Annotated in this window: 10 protein-coding genes and 2 pseudogenes; 6 read left to right on the top strand and 6 right to left on the bottom strand. The window is 63.3% G+C overall.

Annotated elements, in window-relative coordinates; genetic code table 11:
* Positions 1-1,585: 1,585 nt before the first annotated feature.
* Genes SNA_RS23910 through SNA_RS23895 form a run of 4 tightly spaced genes read left to right on the top strand, consistent with a single transcriptional unit; the run spans position 1,586 to position 5,799 of the window.
* Positions 1,586-3,139 (top strand): AMP-binding protein, encoded by a 1,554-nt coding sequence (locus tag SNA_RS23910; RefSeq protein ID WP_044366773.1) that lies wholly within the window; start codon positions 1,586-1,588, stop codon positions 3,137-3,139.
* Positions 3,136-4,371 (top strand): type III PLP-dependent enzyme domain-containing protein, encoded by a 1,236-nt coding sequence (locus tag SNA_RS23905; protein ID WP_044366747.1) that lies wholly within the window; start codon positions 3,136-3,138, stop codon positions 4,369-4,371. Before SNA_RS23910 ends, SNA_RS23905 begins: the two co-directional genes overlap by 4 nt.
* The gene (locus tag SNA_RS23900; RefSeq protein WP_037788526.1) at positions 4,364-4,627 is read left to right on the top strand and encodes a phosphopantetheine-binding protein; all 264 of its coding nucleotides are present in this window, start codon (positions 4,364-4,366) and stop codon (positions 4,625-4,627) included. The genes SNA_RS23905 and SNA_RS23900 overlap by 8 nt, the downstream gene beginning before the upstream one ends.
* Positions 4,624-5,799 carry an acyl-CoA dehydrogenase family protein gene (locus SNA_RS23895; RefSeq protein WP_044366746.1) on the top strand — a complete coding sequence of 392 codons (1,176 nt, stop codon included), beginning with the start codon at positions 4,624-4,626 and terminating at the stop codon, positions 5,797-5,799. Before SNA_RS23900 ends, SNA_RS23895 begins: the two co-directional genes overlap by 4 nt.
* A 324-nt stretch (positions 5,800-6,123) precedes the next feature.
* On the opposite strand, the gene SNA_RS23890 is transcribed toward SNA_RS23895, so the two are convergent.
* Positions 6,124-7,818, bottom strand: coding sequence for an ABC transporter ATP-binding protein (locus SNA_RS23890; RefSeq protein ID WP_051877066.1), 1,695 nt, complete (start codon positions 7,816-7,818; stop codon positions 6,124-6,126).
* 170 nt (positions 7,819-7,988) lie between these two features.
* Entirely contained in the window at positions 7,989-9,881 is a 1,893-nt protein-coding gene (locus SNA_RS38525; protein ID WP_052808969.1) for an ABC transporter ATP-binding protein, read from the bottom strand.
* A gap of 927 nt (positions 9,882-10,808) precedes the next feature.
* Between SNA_RS38525 and SNA_RS40300 the strand changes: the two genes are divergently transcribed.
* Entirely contained in the window at positions 10,809-11,960 is a 1,152-nt protein-coding gene (locus SNA_RS40300) for an aldo/keto reductase (protein ID WP_338059817.1), read from the top strand.
* Positions 11,961-13,194: 1,234 nt separating this feature from the next.
* Here the strand turns inward: SNA_RS40300 and SNA_RS23880 are convergent.
* Complete coding sequence (locus tag SNA_RS23880) at positions 13,195-14,070, bottom strand: glycosyltransferase family 2 protein (RefSeq protein WP_030063343.1); 876 nt, start codon at positions 14,068-14,070, stop codon at positions 13,195-13,197.
* Between the two features lie 231 nt (positions 14,071-14,301).
* A pseudogene (locus SNA_RS41565) lies at positions 14,302-15,056 on the bottom strand (IS5 family transposase); the annotation flags it as partial.
* A 92-nt stretch (positions 15,057-15,148) separates the two neighbouring features.
* On the opposite strand from SNA_RS41565, the pseudogene SNA_RS45310 reads away from it, so the two are divergent.
* Positions 15,149-15,549: pseudogene (locus tag SNA_RS45310) on the top strand (DUF4158 domain-containing protein); the annotation flags it as partial.
* Positions 15,550-15,566: 17 nt separating this feature from the next.
* Here the strand turns inward: SNA_RS45310 and SNA_RS23865 are convergent.
* A complete protein-coding gene (locus tag SNA_RS23865) occupies positions 15,567-15,938 on the bottom strand; it encodes an MmyB family transcriptional regulator (RefSeq protein ID WP_051877068.1) in 372 nt (123 codons plus the stop codon).
* A 586-nt stretch (positions 15,939-16,524) separates the two neighbouring features.
* The gene (locus SNA_RS38520; protein WP_051877069.1) at positions 16,525-17,112 is read right to left on the bottom strand and encodes a hypothetical protein; all 588 of its coding nucleotides are present in this window, start codon (positions 17,110-17,112) and stop codon (positions 16,525-16,527) included.
* Between the last annotated feature and the right edge of the window lie 16 nt (positions 17,113-17,128).

The following is a 17,128-nucleotide window of genomic DNA, read 5'->3' as shown; positions in this document are numbered from 1 at the left end:
CATGGCAAGCGGCTACGCATCCACATCGTCCCGTCCGAATGGCGCATTTTGAGCCACTCGGTTAGCCTGGGTGCCTGATTCTGAATGAGATCGCCAAGCAGCGGACGGTGACCTGCGAGCGATGCGAACGCTATTTGTCCGCGGGTGCTGCGGTGACCGCCATTTGTGTAGGCAGGTCTTGGTATTGTCGAGTCGTGACTGGTGATCGCCGATGACCGGGGCTGAATGTTTACTGTGTCTGTATCGCGATCGCGCCGGCGCCGGCGAGAGTAAGTACGCAGTGCCAACTCGGAGCGGGGTGAACGGGCTGGCCCCGCCCACGGCCTGGTTTTGAGTATCTCCCCCGAGGCGGGCGACCAATAGAACTGGCGAACCAGCCAGCGTGGTGGGCTCCAAGGGTTTCGCACTCGCCACGTTCCACGACCGTGTTCTCGCGCTCCTGCGGAGCAAGCAGGTCGGGCACTTAGAGAAACCCAGTAGGCGCGTCGACGAATTCCCGCGCTGGGTGCCAGGGCCCTGCGCCATCCGCCTGACCTGGCACGCCGCTCACGGCTGCGAGGAGGGGAGGGACGTGGTTGGGATGCCGGCCGCCCTCCACTGGCATCTTGATTGCCGACGCCTTTACTCCCAACACCCGCTATGGCTCCGCGCTCTTCCTCGGCGCCTTCACCCAGGTAGCGTGACGTTCTACGCGGACCCGCGAAGGATTGGTCGCGCTGTAATGGAAGTTTTCCTAGACGATGCGTTACAGCATAGCTGTGGACCTTGACCCTCGCCAGGGAAATCAGGGAATATTCATCCAGATCTCGGCGGGTTAACTTCCGGTCCGTTCCGGCATCCTGAGCTTCGTGTGCGACCTGACGGCGTTCTTCACCGACAACCAGACTGAGCAGGAATTTAGCCTGGCCACAGTCCAGATAAGGATCTCCAACAGTTAGCTCATTGGGCGCTCGCAGCTGTTCCCCCCGTAAACACGGCATCAGCCTCTCACCGTCCTCCGCGACTTCTTCGCCGGAAACGCCCTGGTTGCCTCCCGATCACGTGCACTGAATCATGATCGTAGCTTTATCCATGCAACCTGGCCCTGTAGTGAATGTCAAGTGAACTCGGACAAGCGTCCGTTTTGCGTGGCTTCGCTATCTTGCGTGAAATTAAGGTCGCGTGATCACTGTTGACAGATCGCCTGCTTGTTGATCTGCTACTGCAGATAACGGTTAGGGGGAGCGGTAGTGGTCGTGTTACCGGGGTTCAATGCTTGGTCGCTGATCGAGGTTCAGGCGGCATTGAGTCCGAAATTATCGGCTGTTCTTAGCTGTCTAACGTCCGCCTTCGCCAGCCTTGTTCAGGCACCTCCTAGTTTTAGCCAAAAGTATTTGTCCCGCGTCCCGCTCGGACCTATGGTGACGCTCAATGCCCCGGATCCCGAAACTGAGGCTGTCGTCATCTTCCTCCGGCTCCGTGGAGGCATTGGGCCAAAAGCACGTCTGGCTCGGGTGCGTCGGAACTGCCGGTCCCAGGGACGTGGGCTGGAACTCGATGTGATTCCCCGAGGTCAGGTATCACTTCTACCGGGTGACCAACAGTGATGGGCGAGGGCGTCCCGATGGCACGGACGCATCCGCTTGTACTCGACTGGCTGTCTGCGGCCGCGGCACGGCGGCCGGAGGCCATCGCCGTCCGGGATGAGTGGGGAGCCTGGACCTACGGCCAGCTAGACGCCTACAGTTTTCGCGTGGCGCGGTGGTTGCACGCACGCGGAGTGTCACGCGGGGACCGCGTCGTGGCGCAGCTACCTAACTCCCGCCAGGCTGTTGCCCTCTTGTACGGGGCGTTGCGCCGAGGCTCGGTCTTCGTTCCGCTCAGCCCGGACCTGCCACCGTATGTGACACGGGGACTGCTAGCGGATGCCAAGCCGGTGCTCGTTGTCCATGACAGCGACTCAGAGATTCCAGCCGCCAAGGCGACCCACGAGTCCGCCGAGGGCGTCGGTGAATCCTTCCTCCGGGTCTCCGTCAGCCATCTCTTCGCAGACTTAGGTTCCGGCGGGTGGCGAGATCAAGATGATCACCGGCAGGAGCAGTCCCCCCAGCCCTCTGACACAGCGCTGATGCTGTACACCTCCGGCTCGACCTCCACGCCCAAAGCGGTGGTCTGTCCGCACGCCCAGGTGGCGTTCTCTGCCGGAGCCATCTCTCAACGGTTGGGCTACGAGGCCGACGACATCGTCTACTGCCGGTCGCCCTTCTCCTTCGACTATGGCCTATATCAGATCTTTCTGTGCGCCATTGCCCAGTGCGAACTGGCACTGACGGGCCGACAGCCCGAGGTAGCCCTGTTACGAGACGCTAGCTCCTACAGAGCAACGGTCCTGCCGCTGACTCCGTCGCTGGCCCGGACCGTGATCCGGCTATCGCGCCGTGGGGCGGTTCCGGCACAGATCCGTTTGGTGACCAGCACGGGAGAGGAACTGACAGCCAGTACTGCTCGTGCACTGCGATCCGTGCTGCCTGGGGCTCAGGTCGTCGCTATGTACGGCATGACTGAATGCAAGCGTATCTCCATCGGGACACCCGACGCCGATCTTCACCACCCGGGGACGGTTGGCACCCCGCTAGCCGGCACCAAGGTGACGATCATCGACGAAATCGGGCGCCCGCTGCCTGCGGGACGTACCGGTCAGATCGTGGTGAGGGGCCCCCACGTCATGGCCGGTTACTGGCGGGCTCCGGACTCCTCGGCCCAGCGATACCGCCTTTGGCCGGCGACGGACGAGCTGGCTTTGTACACAGGCGACTATGGATGGCTCGACGAGAAGGGCCTGCTGACTGTCGTGGGGCGACGCGACGACATCTTCAAACGGCGCGGCGTCCGGATGAGTACCGCGGAAATCGAAGCGGCGGCACTCGACATCCCCGGCGTCAGCGAGGCAGCGGTGGTGGCGCCTGACGGTTCGGGTGAACTGCGCATGTGGGTCGTCAGCGTGCTCAGCGGCCCAGGGGTGCTCAAGGAACTCTCCAAACGGCTGGGACCGTTTAAGGTCCCGGACCGTTGCACCGTGCTGGCCAGCATTCCTCGCACGGTCAATGGAAAGGCCGACAAGCAGCGACTGGCTGCCACCGACAACACGGATGCGTTATGAGAGCACTGGCCAGAAAGTTCGGCACCCCCCTCTACGTCTACCAGCTAAACCAGATCCGGCGGGCGGCCGAACTTCTGCTCCAATCGATCCCCGAAGAGGCAGTCCTCTTCTACTCACTCAAGGCCAATCCGCACCCGCACCTGGTGGCCGAACTGGCCTCGTTCGGGCTTCGCTCGGAGATCAGCTCCCTGGGAGAACTGAATGCTGTCCTGCGCGCGGGGCTGTCGTCCGCGGGTTGTCTGTACACGGGGCCGGGGAAGTCCCCGCATGAGATTCGTACTGCGCTCGCCGCCGGCGTCCGGTTATTCTCCGTGGAGTCACCGACGGAGTACGAGCGGCTGGCAGAAGCAGCAGCCGAGAGCGCGGCGGATGTGCGGTACCTCGTGCGCATCAACGCCCCGCAGGCGGGGGGTGGAACCTCCGGGCTCCGCATGACGGGAACTGCCTCGCAGTTTGGCATCGACCTGGAAAGTGCGCTGGCCAGCCCGCACCTGTTCCAGGCTCGAGGACGGCTCACCCCCATCGGGCTTCATCTCTATCCTGCCACCAACATCGCGGACCCCAACGTCTTGGCCCGCGAATTCGACATGAGCATCGCGACCGCCGCTCAGGTGCTGTCCCGGACGGGGCTGCAGGCATCGCTGGTGGATGTTGGAGGTGGGTTCGCGGCGCCCTACGCCAAGCCGGGAGCGCTGCTGGACTACCGGCAACTGCGGGCGAAGCTCTCAACGTCATTGGACACCCACCTGCCCGGCTGGAGGCAAGCGCGGCCGCAAGTGGCCTTCGAATCGGGCCGCTATTTGACTGCGCACAGCGGCACCCTGATCACGACGGTGCTCGACGTGAAGCAGAGCCAAGGCAAGACATTCGTCGTCCTGGACACGGGCACCCACACCCTGGGTGGCATGTCAGGCCTGGGCCGCATCATGGCTCCCGGTGCCCAGCCGTCGGCGCAGGAGTCGTCGGCCACCGGGCGAGACCTCCAATTCAGCCTCGTTGGACCGCTTTGTACACCGCTGGACGTACTGAGCCGTTCCGCCTCACTTCCCGAGCCCCGCGTGGGCGACGTACTGACCATTCCGAACGTGGGTGCATACGGGCTGACTGCTAGTCTCCTCGGCTTCCTGAGCCACCCCGTGGCTGCTGAGGCGGTCGTCGACGGGGAAGCTGTCCGCACCGTGCGTCGACTGATCCTGCAGGAGACAGAGATTGAGGGAGATCGGCATGAGTGACCCCTGGGATGCCCAGTTCGAGGACATGCTGCGACCCGTACTGCAGCATCTGCCTCCGGGCGAGCCGCTGCGGCCTGACACCGATCTGGCCCAAGCTGGGCTGGACTCCATGGGCACGGTGGAGCTATTGCTGTCTTTGGAGGACCACTACTCCATCTCGCTGCCGGACGAGATGCTGCAGAGCAGCACTTTCAGTACTCCCGAAAGCGTGTGGAAGGCCATTACCGCCGTCCGTGACCAGGGAGCGGAGGCGTGAGCACATCCCGTCCGGACCACGAAGTAGCACTGGATCAAGTGCTGCCAGTGCTCCGCCGACACGCGAGTGAGGTCGACGAAAACGCCAGCTTCCCTTCGGAAAGCCTGACTGCGTTGCGGACCTCCGGCCTCCTGGGCTCTGTCATACCGTCGCAGCACGGCGGGTGGGGCATGTCGTTGTCGCAGTTCGTGGAGACAGCCCAACTCCTCGCAGGCGCCTGCCTGACCTCTGCGTCGATCTGGGCCATGCACTGCCAGCAAGCAGATGCCTTGGCGCGCTACGGGAACCAAGGGTTCACCGATGAGATACTTCCGCAGATAGCTGCCGGCCAAGTCTATCTGGCCTCGGTCACCACGGAGCCAGTCAAGGGCGGGCACGCGCTCTCCGCCCACTCCGCCGCTCTCCACAGTGATGAGTACTTGTCGTTCGACCGGAAGGCACCAGTTGTCACCGGTGGCAGACACGCCGACGGATTCCTCATCACGCTCCGGGCCTCGGCGACAGCGCCCGAGACCCAGGTCTCCCTCATCTACGCCGATCGGAGTCAACTGCGGATTGAGCAGTCTGGTGACTGGCGGACCCTGGGCATGCGCGGCACGGACAGCGTCTCACTGCATTTGAAGGGAAAGGTACCCGATCGCCAAGTGATCGGCGGCCACGGAGGCTTCCGGGAGGTGGCTGTGGAGAGCTACCTCCCGATGGCCCATATTGGTTGGTCAGCCTGTTGGCTGGGGGCCGCCAAGGGCGTCTTCGCCGAGCTCGTCCAGGAGCTCCGGCGGCCGGGCCGACGCGGAGGCCCTCAGCTGTCGTCGGATCTGGTACGGGAACGCCTGGCCAGAATCAGGCTAGATTTGGAACTCGTGCACAGCTATCTCCAGCGGGTTGTGTCAGAAGTTGAACAATGCTGGCGTGCAGGGCAGTCGGTCGGTGAGCCTGTGCAGCAGATTCACCTCAATTCTCTTAAGCTCTGTGCTTCTGAGTTGTGCTACCGGGCGGTCGACCGCATGATCGAACTTGCCGGGCTGTCGCTGGGATACTCCAAGGATTCGGTGGTGCCGCTGGAACGCTGCCTGAGGGATCTGCGTTCGGCCAGTCTGAATTACTCCAACGAACGTCTGCTGACCGTGACCGGTGCCATGACCCTCATGGATCGTTCGGTGCGACTGGCCTGAGAGGACTCCGGAACGGGCACGGCCGAGGGTGGCCAGATGCGGGCCTGCCGTCGGCGACCGTTGATCAGGAGCTCCGGTGCTCGACAACTCCTCGGAACGGGGGATGCGACCAGACGTTGCCCTGATTCGTGCCACCCAGATGGAGCCGTCCGGCTCGTTCAGCACGACCGGCATTGCGGACAGCCAGCTACCCGCGGCGAATCAACATCTTTGGGCGTCCCAGTTCATTGCAAACCTCGGCCCCACCGGCAGCCACCACCTTTCGACGTTTCGCCGTCGGTCTGCCGGCCGCCAGGCTCACCCGGCGGTCGGCAGCATCCAGCGTCAGATCGGTTCCTGGTTAGCCGAGGGAGCCTTCTCCGTGTCCGAGTAGCCGTTGGCCTGCTTGGCGAAGAGATCGGCATACCGTCCCTGGTTCGCCATCAGTTCCTGGTGTGTTCCGCACTCGGTCACGCGTCCAGAATCCATGACGACAATTTCGTCCGCCATGTGGACTGTACTGAAACGGTGTGACACCAGAACAGTGATTCTTCCGGGGCAGGCGCGGGTCTCCTTCGTAAACCGCTCGTACAGGTCCTGCTCGGCTTGGGGATCGAGTGCGGCGGTCGGCTCATCCAGCACGAGCAGTAACGCACCGGTACGTACCAGAGCTCGGGCAAGCGCGATCCTCTGCCACTGGCCGTGCGATAACTCCACACCCTCGTGCACGAGGCCGAGTTGAGTGTGAATACCCTCAGGCAGCCGTTCGGTGAAGTGCGCGGCACCGGCCCGTGCCAGGGCATCGTCGATCACCTCTGGGCTCACCGCCGGGTTGAGACGTCCGATGGCCACAGCGTCTCTCACGGGCACCTCGAACTTCACGAAGTCCTGGTATGTGGCTGAGGTACGGGTACGCCAGGCAGCAGCATCCAGTGTGTCCAGGGAGGCACCCTCGACAGTGACGGACCCCTGGTCCGGCAGGTACATTCCCGTCAGCAGCTTGACCAGGGTGGTCTTCCCAGCACCGTTGTCCCCGACGAGGGCGACGGTCCTTCCGGGGCTCAGGGTGAGGTCGATTGCGTCTAGCGCCGGCTTCTTGGCCCCCGGATAGGTGAAGCTCACGTCCTTCAGCACGACCCCTTCCCGCAGCGCCGACGGAGGCTCATCGGCCGCGGCGTTCCTACGCTTCGCAGCATACGAGGTGAGCCACCAGAAGTGATTCGTGGCCTGACCCGCCTCTGCGAGACGCATGAATGTGTCGACGGCGACGCGGACCTGCCACCGCATGCGCATGCCGAGTGCCAGAACCAGGGCCAGGTCACCGACCGACGCCTCGCCTCCAGCTGCCATTTTGACGACGAGGGCCAACGTCATCCCGAATCCGCCTGCATAGCAGAGCCATCCGACGAGCTGCCACATGGTTGCTCGGAGTTCAGCCGTCGTCCGGAGGAGGTTCCGCTCCTCCCAGGATGCGGCTGCCTCGTCACTCAGGATGTGCCCCGCTCCCGCTATTCGGATCTCCTTGTTCCGTGCAGGGTTGACGAACAGGTCGTGCAGCGCCTCCTCTCTCCGTTCATGCTGTGCGCTCGCATCGCGCGCCCGCCGTATGATTCTCTGCCCGCGGCTTGCAGCCCACAGAGGGGGCACCGCAAGAATTGCGAGCAGCGCGAGAGTCGGATGCACGCCGATCAGCAGCCAGAGAGACAGGAGAATGCTCGCAACTGCTGCGGCGGCGTCCGCGAGCCGCCAACCCACCGCGGCGAGGGAGTGGGTTCCTCGCCGCAGCACGGAGATCCGGTCCAGATAGTCGGGCCGTTCCAGGTGTTCGATGGTGGGCACGTTCGCCACCATGTTCAGGACGTCTTCATTGACTTTGACGTCGACTCGGTCCGCAAGGTCAGACTGCAGATTGCTTTGATATCGTCCGCCCGCCGCCATGACGGCGTGAGAAAGAGCGCCCACCAACACCGCCGAGAAGAGGCCTGTCACGGTATCGAGACCGGCCGAGTCGATGAGCCAACGCTGGCTGAGGCCGTTCATGGCTACTGCCCCGGCCTGCAGAACCCCTAACGACGTCACGAGCAGAGAAGCTCGCTGGTCTACCCGCCATGTCAGGGATATCATGAGACGCAGAAGTTGTTGCTTTCTATTCATGCTTCCTCTAAATCTGCTTTCACCAGCGAGACTTGGACGTCTCCCGCCCCTTTGCGTCACGAGGACCGGGCCGGCGCCTCGGAACTTTCATGCCCCCTGAAACGTGCTGCCTGCAGTTTGAAAAGGCGGGCATACTCTCCGTCAGCGGCCATGAGTTCCTGATGGCTTCCGCTCTCCGCGACCTTCCCATCGCTGAGCAGGATGATCCTGTCGGCGTGGCGAATGGTCGACATGCGGTGAGAGATGAGGACCACGCTCCTGCCTCGCACCTCGGTCACTACCCGTTGGTAGAAGGCGGCCTCCGTCTCCACGTCGAGGTGCGCAGTCGGCTCGTCCAGGATGATCAGGTCTCGACCATGCTGGGCAGCGAACATCGCTCGTGCCACAGCGATCTGCTGCCACTGCCCCCCGGAGAGGTCAACGCCATCGGGCTGTTCCCCCGAGAGCACGGTGTCCGGGCCGAAGGGGAGTGATCCTGGCAGCGTGCCACCGCTGATCCGGGTCATGGCTCGTACGGCTCCTGCGGTGTCATGCATCGCCTCTGGTGCTCCCAAGGCCACGTTCAGAACCGCGCTGAGCGGGTAGCGATTGAAGTCCTGGAAGACGACGGCGAGCCGACCGCGCCAAGCCTCTGCGTCGATCTCCGACAGGTCTGTCCCGTCCACGGTGATCCGGCCCTCATCGGTTTCGTACAAGCCAGCCAGAAGTTTGATCAGCGTGGTCTTCCCCACTCCGCTATTTCCGACGATGGCCAGGACTTCTCCCGAGCTTATGTGCAGGTCGAGTTCGTCCAGCACAGCCTGGTCGGAACCGGGGTATCGGAAGGTCACCTTCTCCAGTCTGACCTCCGCCGGTGCGGTCCGGCCTTTCTCCGGCATGCCGCCACTGAAGGCTAAACCGTCTCGTCTGCCGCGATTTTCGAGGCGCTGCAGGGCTTGAACCGCGTCAAATCCATACTCGATGTCGAATGCTTCCATGCCCATGAAGCTGACTTGGAAGATCACCCATGCCGCCGTGAGACAGGTCATGAGCTCGCCGGCACTGATCTCGTCCCTGCGGAAGGCGAGCGCAGGGAAAAAGAGGGCGGAGGCGGCCGAGCCCAGAGCTATCCCGATCGTCCACCACTGCTTCCCCAACACTTCGGCCCTGGCCTGCCACAAGTCGGCCGCCGACTCCAGTGCCTCACGGGTGCGACGCCGGACCGCCCACGCGACGAGCCCGAAGAGGCGCACCTCTTTCGCCGCCTCCCGGCCGCCTGCCACGTCCGTCCAGTACCGGACGCGACGCGCACCGCGTTCGCCGGCGCTCATGACGGAGGCGAGGTACATCCACTGCCTGCGGATGATGGACCGCATGAGAAGAGAGGCAGCGAGCAGCCCAAGAGCAAGCACGGGAAAGTAGAGGGAAAGGAGAATAGTCGCTGCGCAAGCCGAGAACACGCGAAAGGTCAGCAGAATCTGTCCGACCGCGGCCTTCCCCGGTGAACGGAAGGTACCGGCACCGATGTTCGAGGCGCGACTGACGTCATCTAGGTACTCGGGGTCTTCCATGTGGCTGATGAAGCGCGGCTCCATGACGAGTGCACGGACCCGTCTGCGGGCACGGCCGTCCAGACGCCCTGCGACGACCAGTTGGAGCACATCCCGGAAGGCCACTGCCAGCTCTTCGGCGAGCATTAGGAGGACGAGGACAGCCAGGGGAACCGTCATCGTGCTCGCATCGGCGCCTCTGCTGACAACGGAGCTCAGCCGTGCGGTGAGCCAACCAATCGCCATCGCATTGACCGTGGGCAACGCTGCAGCCAGCAGATGAGTACCCAGCAGGCCAGCCAACGTGCGACGCTCCGCCCGCACTAGTTTCAGCAGTTCCATCCGCTCACGGCTGATACGACCACACCGCGCCACCTCACGAACGACAGGGCTTAAAAGTGCCGCCCACTTCACCTGCATACCAATTCCTTGCTCATCTCTCTCGCGCCGAACAGCTGCCAGGGAGGGGAAAGCCACTGGCTCATAGCCCCCCGTCTCGCGCGCCCCTTGTAGCCGACCGACGACCAGGTCCGAGAAGCGACCCTGAGCCACCCACCCTTTGTGACCGAAACCGTCCATGCGGGTGACGGGGTATTGCTTCGCTAGGCGATTGCGCGTCCGCCGCCACGCACCCACTGGGTGTGTGGCGGCGGACGGCAACAACCATACCTGCGCACTGCGTTGCTGTTCGCGTCATCAGGAGAAATCTTTTTGCGCTCCAGGCAGGCACATTTGGCGCTATTGAGAACATGGCGGGCGATGTGACTCCGTCCATAGGCCAACAGCGAAATAAGGCTGCTGATTAGCCGATACGTCGGGATCCCCCATTCCCTCTTGGCGGCATCGCAATGGGGGTCTGGCCTCTGGAGGTGGCGTGACATTCAGCCCTGTTGAACGCATGGCCTGGAGGCTGCGTCATCGGTCCGGACGCATCGATTGACCGCCGATTGGGGGCATGGCTACCGGGGTCTCACCTTGGATGATTGATTCCGACGCGTTGGCAGCTCGTGGACCAGCGGTTAGCTTATCCGAGCGGCGCGGCTGCTGTAAGGGCGCCGGACCGCGCCGTCGGCACCCTGCTTCTCCGTGAAGGTCGAGGGTGAGTGTCGCGAGAACCTCGTCGGTCTCAGCTAAGTAGCGGTAGACCGTGGCGATCACAAGGCTGAAGCCAGCCACGATCTGAGTGCACGGGTGTCGACGTGCCGATGGGCCAGGCCAGGGCCTGCCGGCCCGATGGGACGTGCAGTAAACCGCACCAACGGCACCAGAAGTTCAGCAGATCAGACGGGAATCAAAGGGTGACTAGACAGGTTGGGCCCTGATGGGTAGACAAGCACGCGATGCTTCATGCGGACAGGTCGATCTTGTGAACAGCCCATCCAGCAGGAGCTTCACTTCTTCCAGCGGTCGTTTTCACGGCAACTCGACTCGGCGGCAGTCGAGCTGAAACACCTCGCTAACGCCAAGGCGGGCGAGGGTTGGATATTGCGGCCATTACAAGAAAGGCCTCCTGTAAGAATGAAATACCGTCAAGCTGGAGATGCCGGTCCACTTCTCCCGGTCGTTTCGCTTGGTTTGTGGCAGCGGTTTGGGGAGGATGGTGATCCGCTTACGCAGAGGGCAATTATTCGGGGCGCACTCGAACTTGGTGTAAATCATTTCGATTTGGCAAATAATTATGGACCACCCCCGGGGGGTGCGGAAATTAGGTTCGGAAAGGTGCTGCAGTCGGACCTAAAGCGTCAGCGAGATTCAATAATTATCTCCACTAAGGCCGGGTACCCCATGTGGCCGGGCCCTCATGGTGCAGGAGGGACGAGGAAGCACCTCCTGGCGTCGCTTGATCAGTCACTTGGCCGCATGGGATTAGATTATGTCGATATCTTCTATTCACATCGACGCGACATGGATACCCCACTCGAGGAAACGATGAGTGCGCTAGCTCTTGCCGTTCGTCAGGGCAAGGCTAGGCATGCCGGTATTTCATCTTACAATGTTGCGGATACGCACACTTGCATTCAGATTGCGCGGAGATTGAATATGCCAACATTGATCCATCAACCTTCGTATTCAATCGTAAACCGCTGGATCGAAGAAGACGGGCTACTCGACGCCTTAGGTAAGGAGCGCGTAGGGTGCGTCTCCTTTGCGCCGATGGCTCAAGGGCTACTCTCGAATAGATACCTCCAGGGAATTTCACGTGATTCCCGTGCAGCCCTTGGCAAACACCCCAAACCTAAAGTCATTACTGTGGATTTTCTTGATAGATTGAGTCTACTTCAAGCATTGGCGGATAGGCGAGGTCAAACCCTTGCGCAATTATCTATTTCCTGGGCCCTCAAAGATCAACGCGTGACCTCGACAGCGATTGGGGTCTCAAGTGTTGCTCAATTGCGCGAGAACGTTGATGCCATCAACTCCGTTCAGTTCACCACGGGTGACCTTTCCGAGATAGACGATCTGTTCCTCGATTGGCAGATGAACATGTGGCGCCCGTAGCCGGAGACCCGCTCTGGTTCCAGTCCCGCAGCCGACGCCAGCAGGTCATCCCGGAGCCGAAGCCGAGCTCCTGCAGCCACCAGTCCCGCTGCATATCCGTGTGCAGCGGGAATAGGACACCTTGCAGGCACTTGCTTGGCTCCCTCCCGAGTGCGAATCGGCAGCAGCGGTTCGATCCGACCCCACATGTCATCCGTCACCAGCCGCGGCGGGCCCTGTTCCTTCCCTATCCAGCACTTGCACGGCTCGTCCCCGTCTTCGGGCGGCTGGGCTATCAGCCGGCTCAGACCGATCGTGCCGTCCGCGGCGGGTTTGAGCCGACGTCCGGCAAGGCTGACGGCACCAGCACGAAGGGTGAGCTCATTGCGGCTTTGGAGCCCTTGCGCCAGGTCAGGATCCGTCCCTGGCCTTGTCCTGTGCCCAGCATGTGGTCACGCAAGGACACCGGCCGACTGCGGTAACGCGGAAGGGACCTGGGCTCAAGTCCGTTGTAGGTGGGCTGGTGGAGTTCGGTGGCCTCACCATGGGCAGCAGCCCCGCAGATACCAGGCGCCTTTCTCACTCTGATCCCGCCGCACCAGCTGCGCGAACACCTCCCCGGCAAACTCCTCGAACCGGCCCTGACGCGCAGCAAGTTCCCTAGCCCTCACACAACCAGCGGACTACCGTGGCGGGGATGATGACAGCTCAGAAGCCAGAATGCGGCTCCGGCCGCGGTGCTGTCCGTCGTCGTGAACAATGGTCGGCGTCGGCCGAAGCACCTGCCCTCATCTGATCGGACGGACATCTCCGGCCGGCGTCCTCACCCTCCGCGCGATGATGGCCAACGGAGACTTCAAGGAGTACTGCCGCTTTCACGCAGCCCATAAACGGAAGCGGCTCTATCCTTGCGCTGAGCAGGGTGATTGAGCACACGGCGCCTGACTGACAAAGTCACTCGAAACGAGCCGACCCAAAGGCCCTCAGCAGAAGCCTGGTGGGTCCTCTCGGGGCCGCTACCCAGGGCAGCCGGGATCGTGCGGGGTCGGCATCCCACCGCAGAACGGCCTGTCCCCTTTGATCCGTCGCTCGTCTTTCGAGCCCGGAGTCGCGTAATCGCCAAGGCGCTCGACGTCCACGACAAGGCTGCCACCGCGCGATTGCCGAAGCCTGTGGAACGGAGTTGATAGGGAACGTGTTCGGCCGTTCTCAAAAGTTCCTCCTGCGCTGGTGGTTAGGCTGCGGCCGACGATCTTCAGAGGATTGGTGGGCGGCCCAACCTGGTCATCTGCCACACGGTGCGCCACCTCATCGGCTCGCGCGGGCCGCACGACGTGCGCATGCCCTCGATGAAGCCGCCCCACCATGCTTTCAGGCCGAGGAGGGACCGGATACGTGCCATGGTAAGGAAGATCCACACTCCGAGATAGATTGGAATCAAGGGAAGAGGAAGCCGGCGGCGGGCGAGCCATACACGGTTCCGGGCTGTGAACCGGTAGTAGGCCGGATGCCGGGCTGGTGATGTCTTTGGGTGCTGAAGGACGAGTGCCGGCTCGTAGAGAATTTTCCATCTTGCATCGAGCGCACGCCAGGCTAGGTCGGACTCTTCGTGCCCGAAGAAGAACTCCGACGGCCATAGACCGATCTCGTTGAGCATGTGCATCGAGAAGGCGTGTCCGCCACCGAGGAACGCGGTCACCAAGCCACGGCGCATCGGATCGTCAGCGCGCAGGCGGGGCACCCAGCGTCGCTCTGTGTGCCCGTGCTCGTCAGCAACCCTGAAGCCGATGATGCCCAGCTTGGGGTCCTCCGCGAACAAGTGCTGGACCTTGCGGAACACGTCGTCGGCAATGAGCAGGCCGTCGTCGTCCAGCTCGACCACAACATCGACGTCGCCCGACTCTTGCAACATCTTCAGACCAACGTTGCGGCCGCCGGGGCAGCCCAGATTCTCATTCAGCGGGATCTTGGTCACATCAGCCGAGATGTCAGTGAGGGGCGTGGCGTTTCCAACCAGCACTACTCTCGCGGCACGCATGTCCTGCTTCTCCACTGAGGCAAGCAGATCCTGGAGCTCTCGCGGGCGAGTGCCCATCGTCACGATGACAACTCCGAGGCGTGGCAACGACATAGCAGTGAACTCCAGTAGTCGACGAAGATACTGATGCTAACCGCGTACGAGGCCCCTTCCGTATGCCACTCACGGGTGATGGCAGAGTTGTCACTGGGACCGGAGCGAAGGGCGGAACTTACAACGTACTGTTCAGGTTGGCTTCGAATGCTCGGAGCAGGCCCCTGACCTTCGCCAAGCAGCCGGGCAAGGCCGCGGGCATCCGACTGGCCGTGGCTCTTAGACCGTGTCCTACATGGTGAGGCGGACGAGACGTTTGTAGCAGCACATGGCCGCGGCAAGTTCGAGAAAGGCCAGGTAGTTGCGGGGATTGCGTTCGTAGCGGGGACTGAGGCGGCGGTAGCCGGACAGCCGCGACATGGTCGGTTCGATGACCCAGCGGCGTCGCCCTAATCGTTCACTGGACTCGATGCCTTTGCGGGCGATCCGTACTCCGATGCGCTTCCACTGAAGCCATTTGCGTAGTTCAGCACGGTCGTAGGCTTTGTCCGCGTGCAGGCGCCGGGGCTTGAAGTACCAGCCGCGGTGAGGGTCGTGTCTCGTTTGGTGACCCTCGACCATGGGCTCCAGTCCTTCGGCTGTCGTGAGTGTTGCCAGCCGAGACGCCGACGAGGAGGGGCAGTCCGTTCGCGTCCGACAGGATGTGCATTTTGGAACCCGGCTTGCCCCGGTCCACGGGGCTCGGACCTGTGTGTTCACCCCCTTTTTAGCCCTGACATGGGCGGAGTTGAGGACCACGCGGGTGACATCGATCAGGTCGGCATCGTCGAGCCGGTGCAGCACCGCTTGGTCAGACGGCCCCAGACACCAGCTCTGGACCAGATCAGGAACCGGCGGTGAGCGGTCGACTTCGAGATCCCGAAGCACGATGGCAGGGCCCGCCAGGCACAGCCGCTGACCAAGACGTAGATGATGGCCGCGAACACCGTCTCATCAGGCGTGTCCTGCGTCCCGCCGCCTTGCGGCCGCACCTTCGACGGTGGGATCCTGGCCGGCCTCCACTTACGTGCCTCGATGATCTGGATCAAAGACCTCACGCAGACCACCTCCTGATCACAACCCGATACGCGCCCTAGTGCAGAGAAGCACGGTCCGTTACGTCGGGCTGTTCTTGGAGGACCCTCACCGTGCCATGTCTGGTGGTCGGCCCTGGCCGCGCAGTTGGGCGTCGAGGATCCGTCGTGCGTGAAGCGGTACGCGGAGCGGTCGAAGACGGCGTACGAGCACGCGTGGGAGATGCGGGACTCGTACGGCTACCGTCCGTATGAGGACGCCGAGTGGGGCTGGAGATTGTGTACGTCCTGCATAGGCGGGCGTGGATGCACGCCGAGTGGCCGGTGCCCCTGTTCAGCCAGGCGGCGGGCCGGCTGCGCCGTCGTCGCGCGCTGTTGCCCGAGGTGTCAGTGCTGACCTGGCAGGTGTCCGAGGCCCGGACGGTCGCAGGAGAGGCGCCTACACGTCACAGTCGCCAAGGCCGCTTGCGGCGTGCGGGACATCTATCCGACGAGCGCCTGGGTGCCGATCTCGGTGAGCAGGGCGAGGCGTTCGGCGTCCTCGGTGTCAGGTTCGGCCGTGTAGACCAGGATGCGCAGCTCGCTGCCCGCGACGCTGAGCAGGTCGCAATCCAGCGTCAAGGCGCCCACCTGTGGGTGATCGACGGTCTTGTGTGCCGCCACGTGCCGGCCTACGGCTCCGGAAACCGGCGACTGTTCGCGCGTAGATCCCGCGACCAGACACCGCAGCCGCTGGTCCGACGGATATCGACTCATCGCCGAACGCGACTCGAAGACCTGAGCGACCTCGAGCTCGCGCCGGTCCTGGGGAGTGTGGCGAACGCGGCCGCCCGAGCCGAGGAAGGTGCGCCACACCGCGTTGCGCTCGTTGCCGTGAACTGGCCCATCAATGCCGTGTACAGCAGGTTGGCCAGCGGCAGCGTCCACGCCACGTCGGAGACCGCGACGGGCGTCCGGTCAGCCTGCCCAGCATCCGCCAGACAGACCTTGGCGACGACGGCCACGCGCCGGATTCCCCACGTCAACCGTGCCTTCGCATGCAACGGCTCAAGAACCAATCGTCATCCCCGGCAGCGCCGCCGACAGCGATGCCATCCGCGCCGACCTCGGCCCGGCCGACAACACACCTACGGCCTGACCTACACCATGCAACCCGTGCACGCAGGACGTCGACAGCGAGTGACGACGCCGGTGGCGGTACGTGGGGAATCGTCACCGGGTGCCCAACCCGTCGACTGGACAGCAGTGAACATGGTAACTACCCACCGCCCGCCGTCTGCTGCGGCTGTTATCGGCCCGCCACGAGTTCGCCGAGATCGCCGACCAGGCGGCCAAGGACCAGATGGCCTACCGTGGCTTGCTCGCGGAGCTGCTGATGGCGGAGTGCGACGAGCAGCCCGCAGGGCGACGCGTGCCGGGCCGATGCCAGACAAATCGCCACTCACACCGTCTCCCAGGCGGTGTGTGCGAGCACCAGGTGGTGGGTGCCTGTCAGGCGCTGTACCTGGTTGACCAGTGGGTGGGTGAACAGGCGCTTTGCTGAGGTTTCGCCGTATGAGTCGATGTGGTCGAACACCACCTGGTGGTCCTTCATTGCCCGCACCCGCCAGGTGCGGATCTGCTCGGGGGTCAGGTCCTCGAGGACGAGCCGCTCCTGGTCTGCGTCCTCGGCCTGCGGTTCCGGCACAGCCGCCGGGCGCGGCGTGGACAGCACGGCCGAGGCCACAGGCGTGTCCAGCTTCGCCACGGCATTCTGACGCGTCTGGAACTGCTCCCGGTACCGCGCCTTCGCATAGGCCTCCGCGGCGACAACCTCGTGCAGCCGCCGCTCGGTCTCCGCCTGGCGCTCCGGCTCGGAGGCATGGGGCATCGCCGCGTCGACTGTGGCTGCGACCCGGTGCCGTCGGGCGCGGCGGTAGCTGATGACGTCCGCGCAGGTCACGCACTCCCGGCCCGAGTCAAGCAGCAGGCCCTCGTCGCAGCGTGCGTCGCCGCAGGACTGGCGCTGCGGCAGGCCCCGGCGGATCATCCAACCGACGGGATCA

The organism is Streptomyces natalensis ATCC 27448, assembly GCF_000935125.1.
Taxonomy (GTDB): domain Bacteria; phylum Actinomycetota; class Actinomycetes; order Streptomycetales; family Streptomycetaceae; genus Streptomyces; species Streptomyces natalensis.
This window is presented reverse-complemented; position numbering and strand designations above follow the sequence as displayed.

Coding starts and splice junctions, on each gene's coding strand:
- SNA_RS38525 (WP_052808969.1), bottom strand. CDS start 9,881: ATGCAGGTGAAGTGGGCGGCACTTTTAAGCCCTGTCGTTCGTGAGGTG.
- SNA_RS40300 (WP_338059817.1), top strand. CDS start 10,809: ATGCGGACAGGTCGATCTTGTGAACAGCCCATCCAGCAGGAGCTTCAC.
- SNA_RS38520 (WP_051877069.1), bottom strand. CDS start 17,112: ATGATCCGCCGGGGCCTGCCGCAGCGCCAGTCCTGCGGCGACGCACGC.
- SNA_RS23880 (WP_030063343.1), bottom strand. CDS start 14,070: ATGTCGTTGCCACGCCTCGGAGTTGTCATCGTGACGATGGGCACTCGC.
- SNA_RS23900 (WP_037788526.1), top strand. CDS start 4,364: ATGAGTGACCCCTGGGATGCCCAGTTCGAGGACATGCTGCGACCCGTA.
- SNA_RS23890 (WP_051877066.1), bottom strand. CDS start 7,818: ATGAACGGCCTCAGCCAGCGTTGGCTCATCGACTCGGCCGGTCTCGAT.
- SNA_RS23910 (WP_044366773.1), top strand. CDS start 1,586: ATGGGCGAGGGCGTCCCGATGGCACGGACGCATCCGCTTGTACTCGAC.
- SNA_RS23905 (WP_044366747.1), top strand. CDS start 3,136: ATGAGAGCACTGGCCAGAAAGTTCGGCACCCCCCTCTACGTCTACCAG.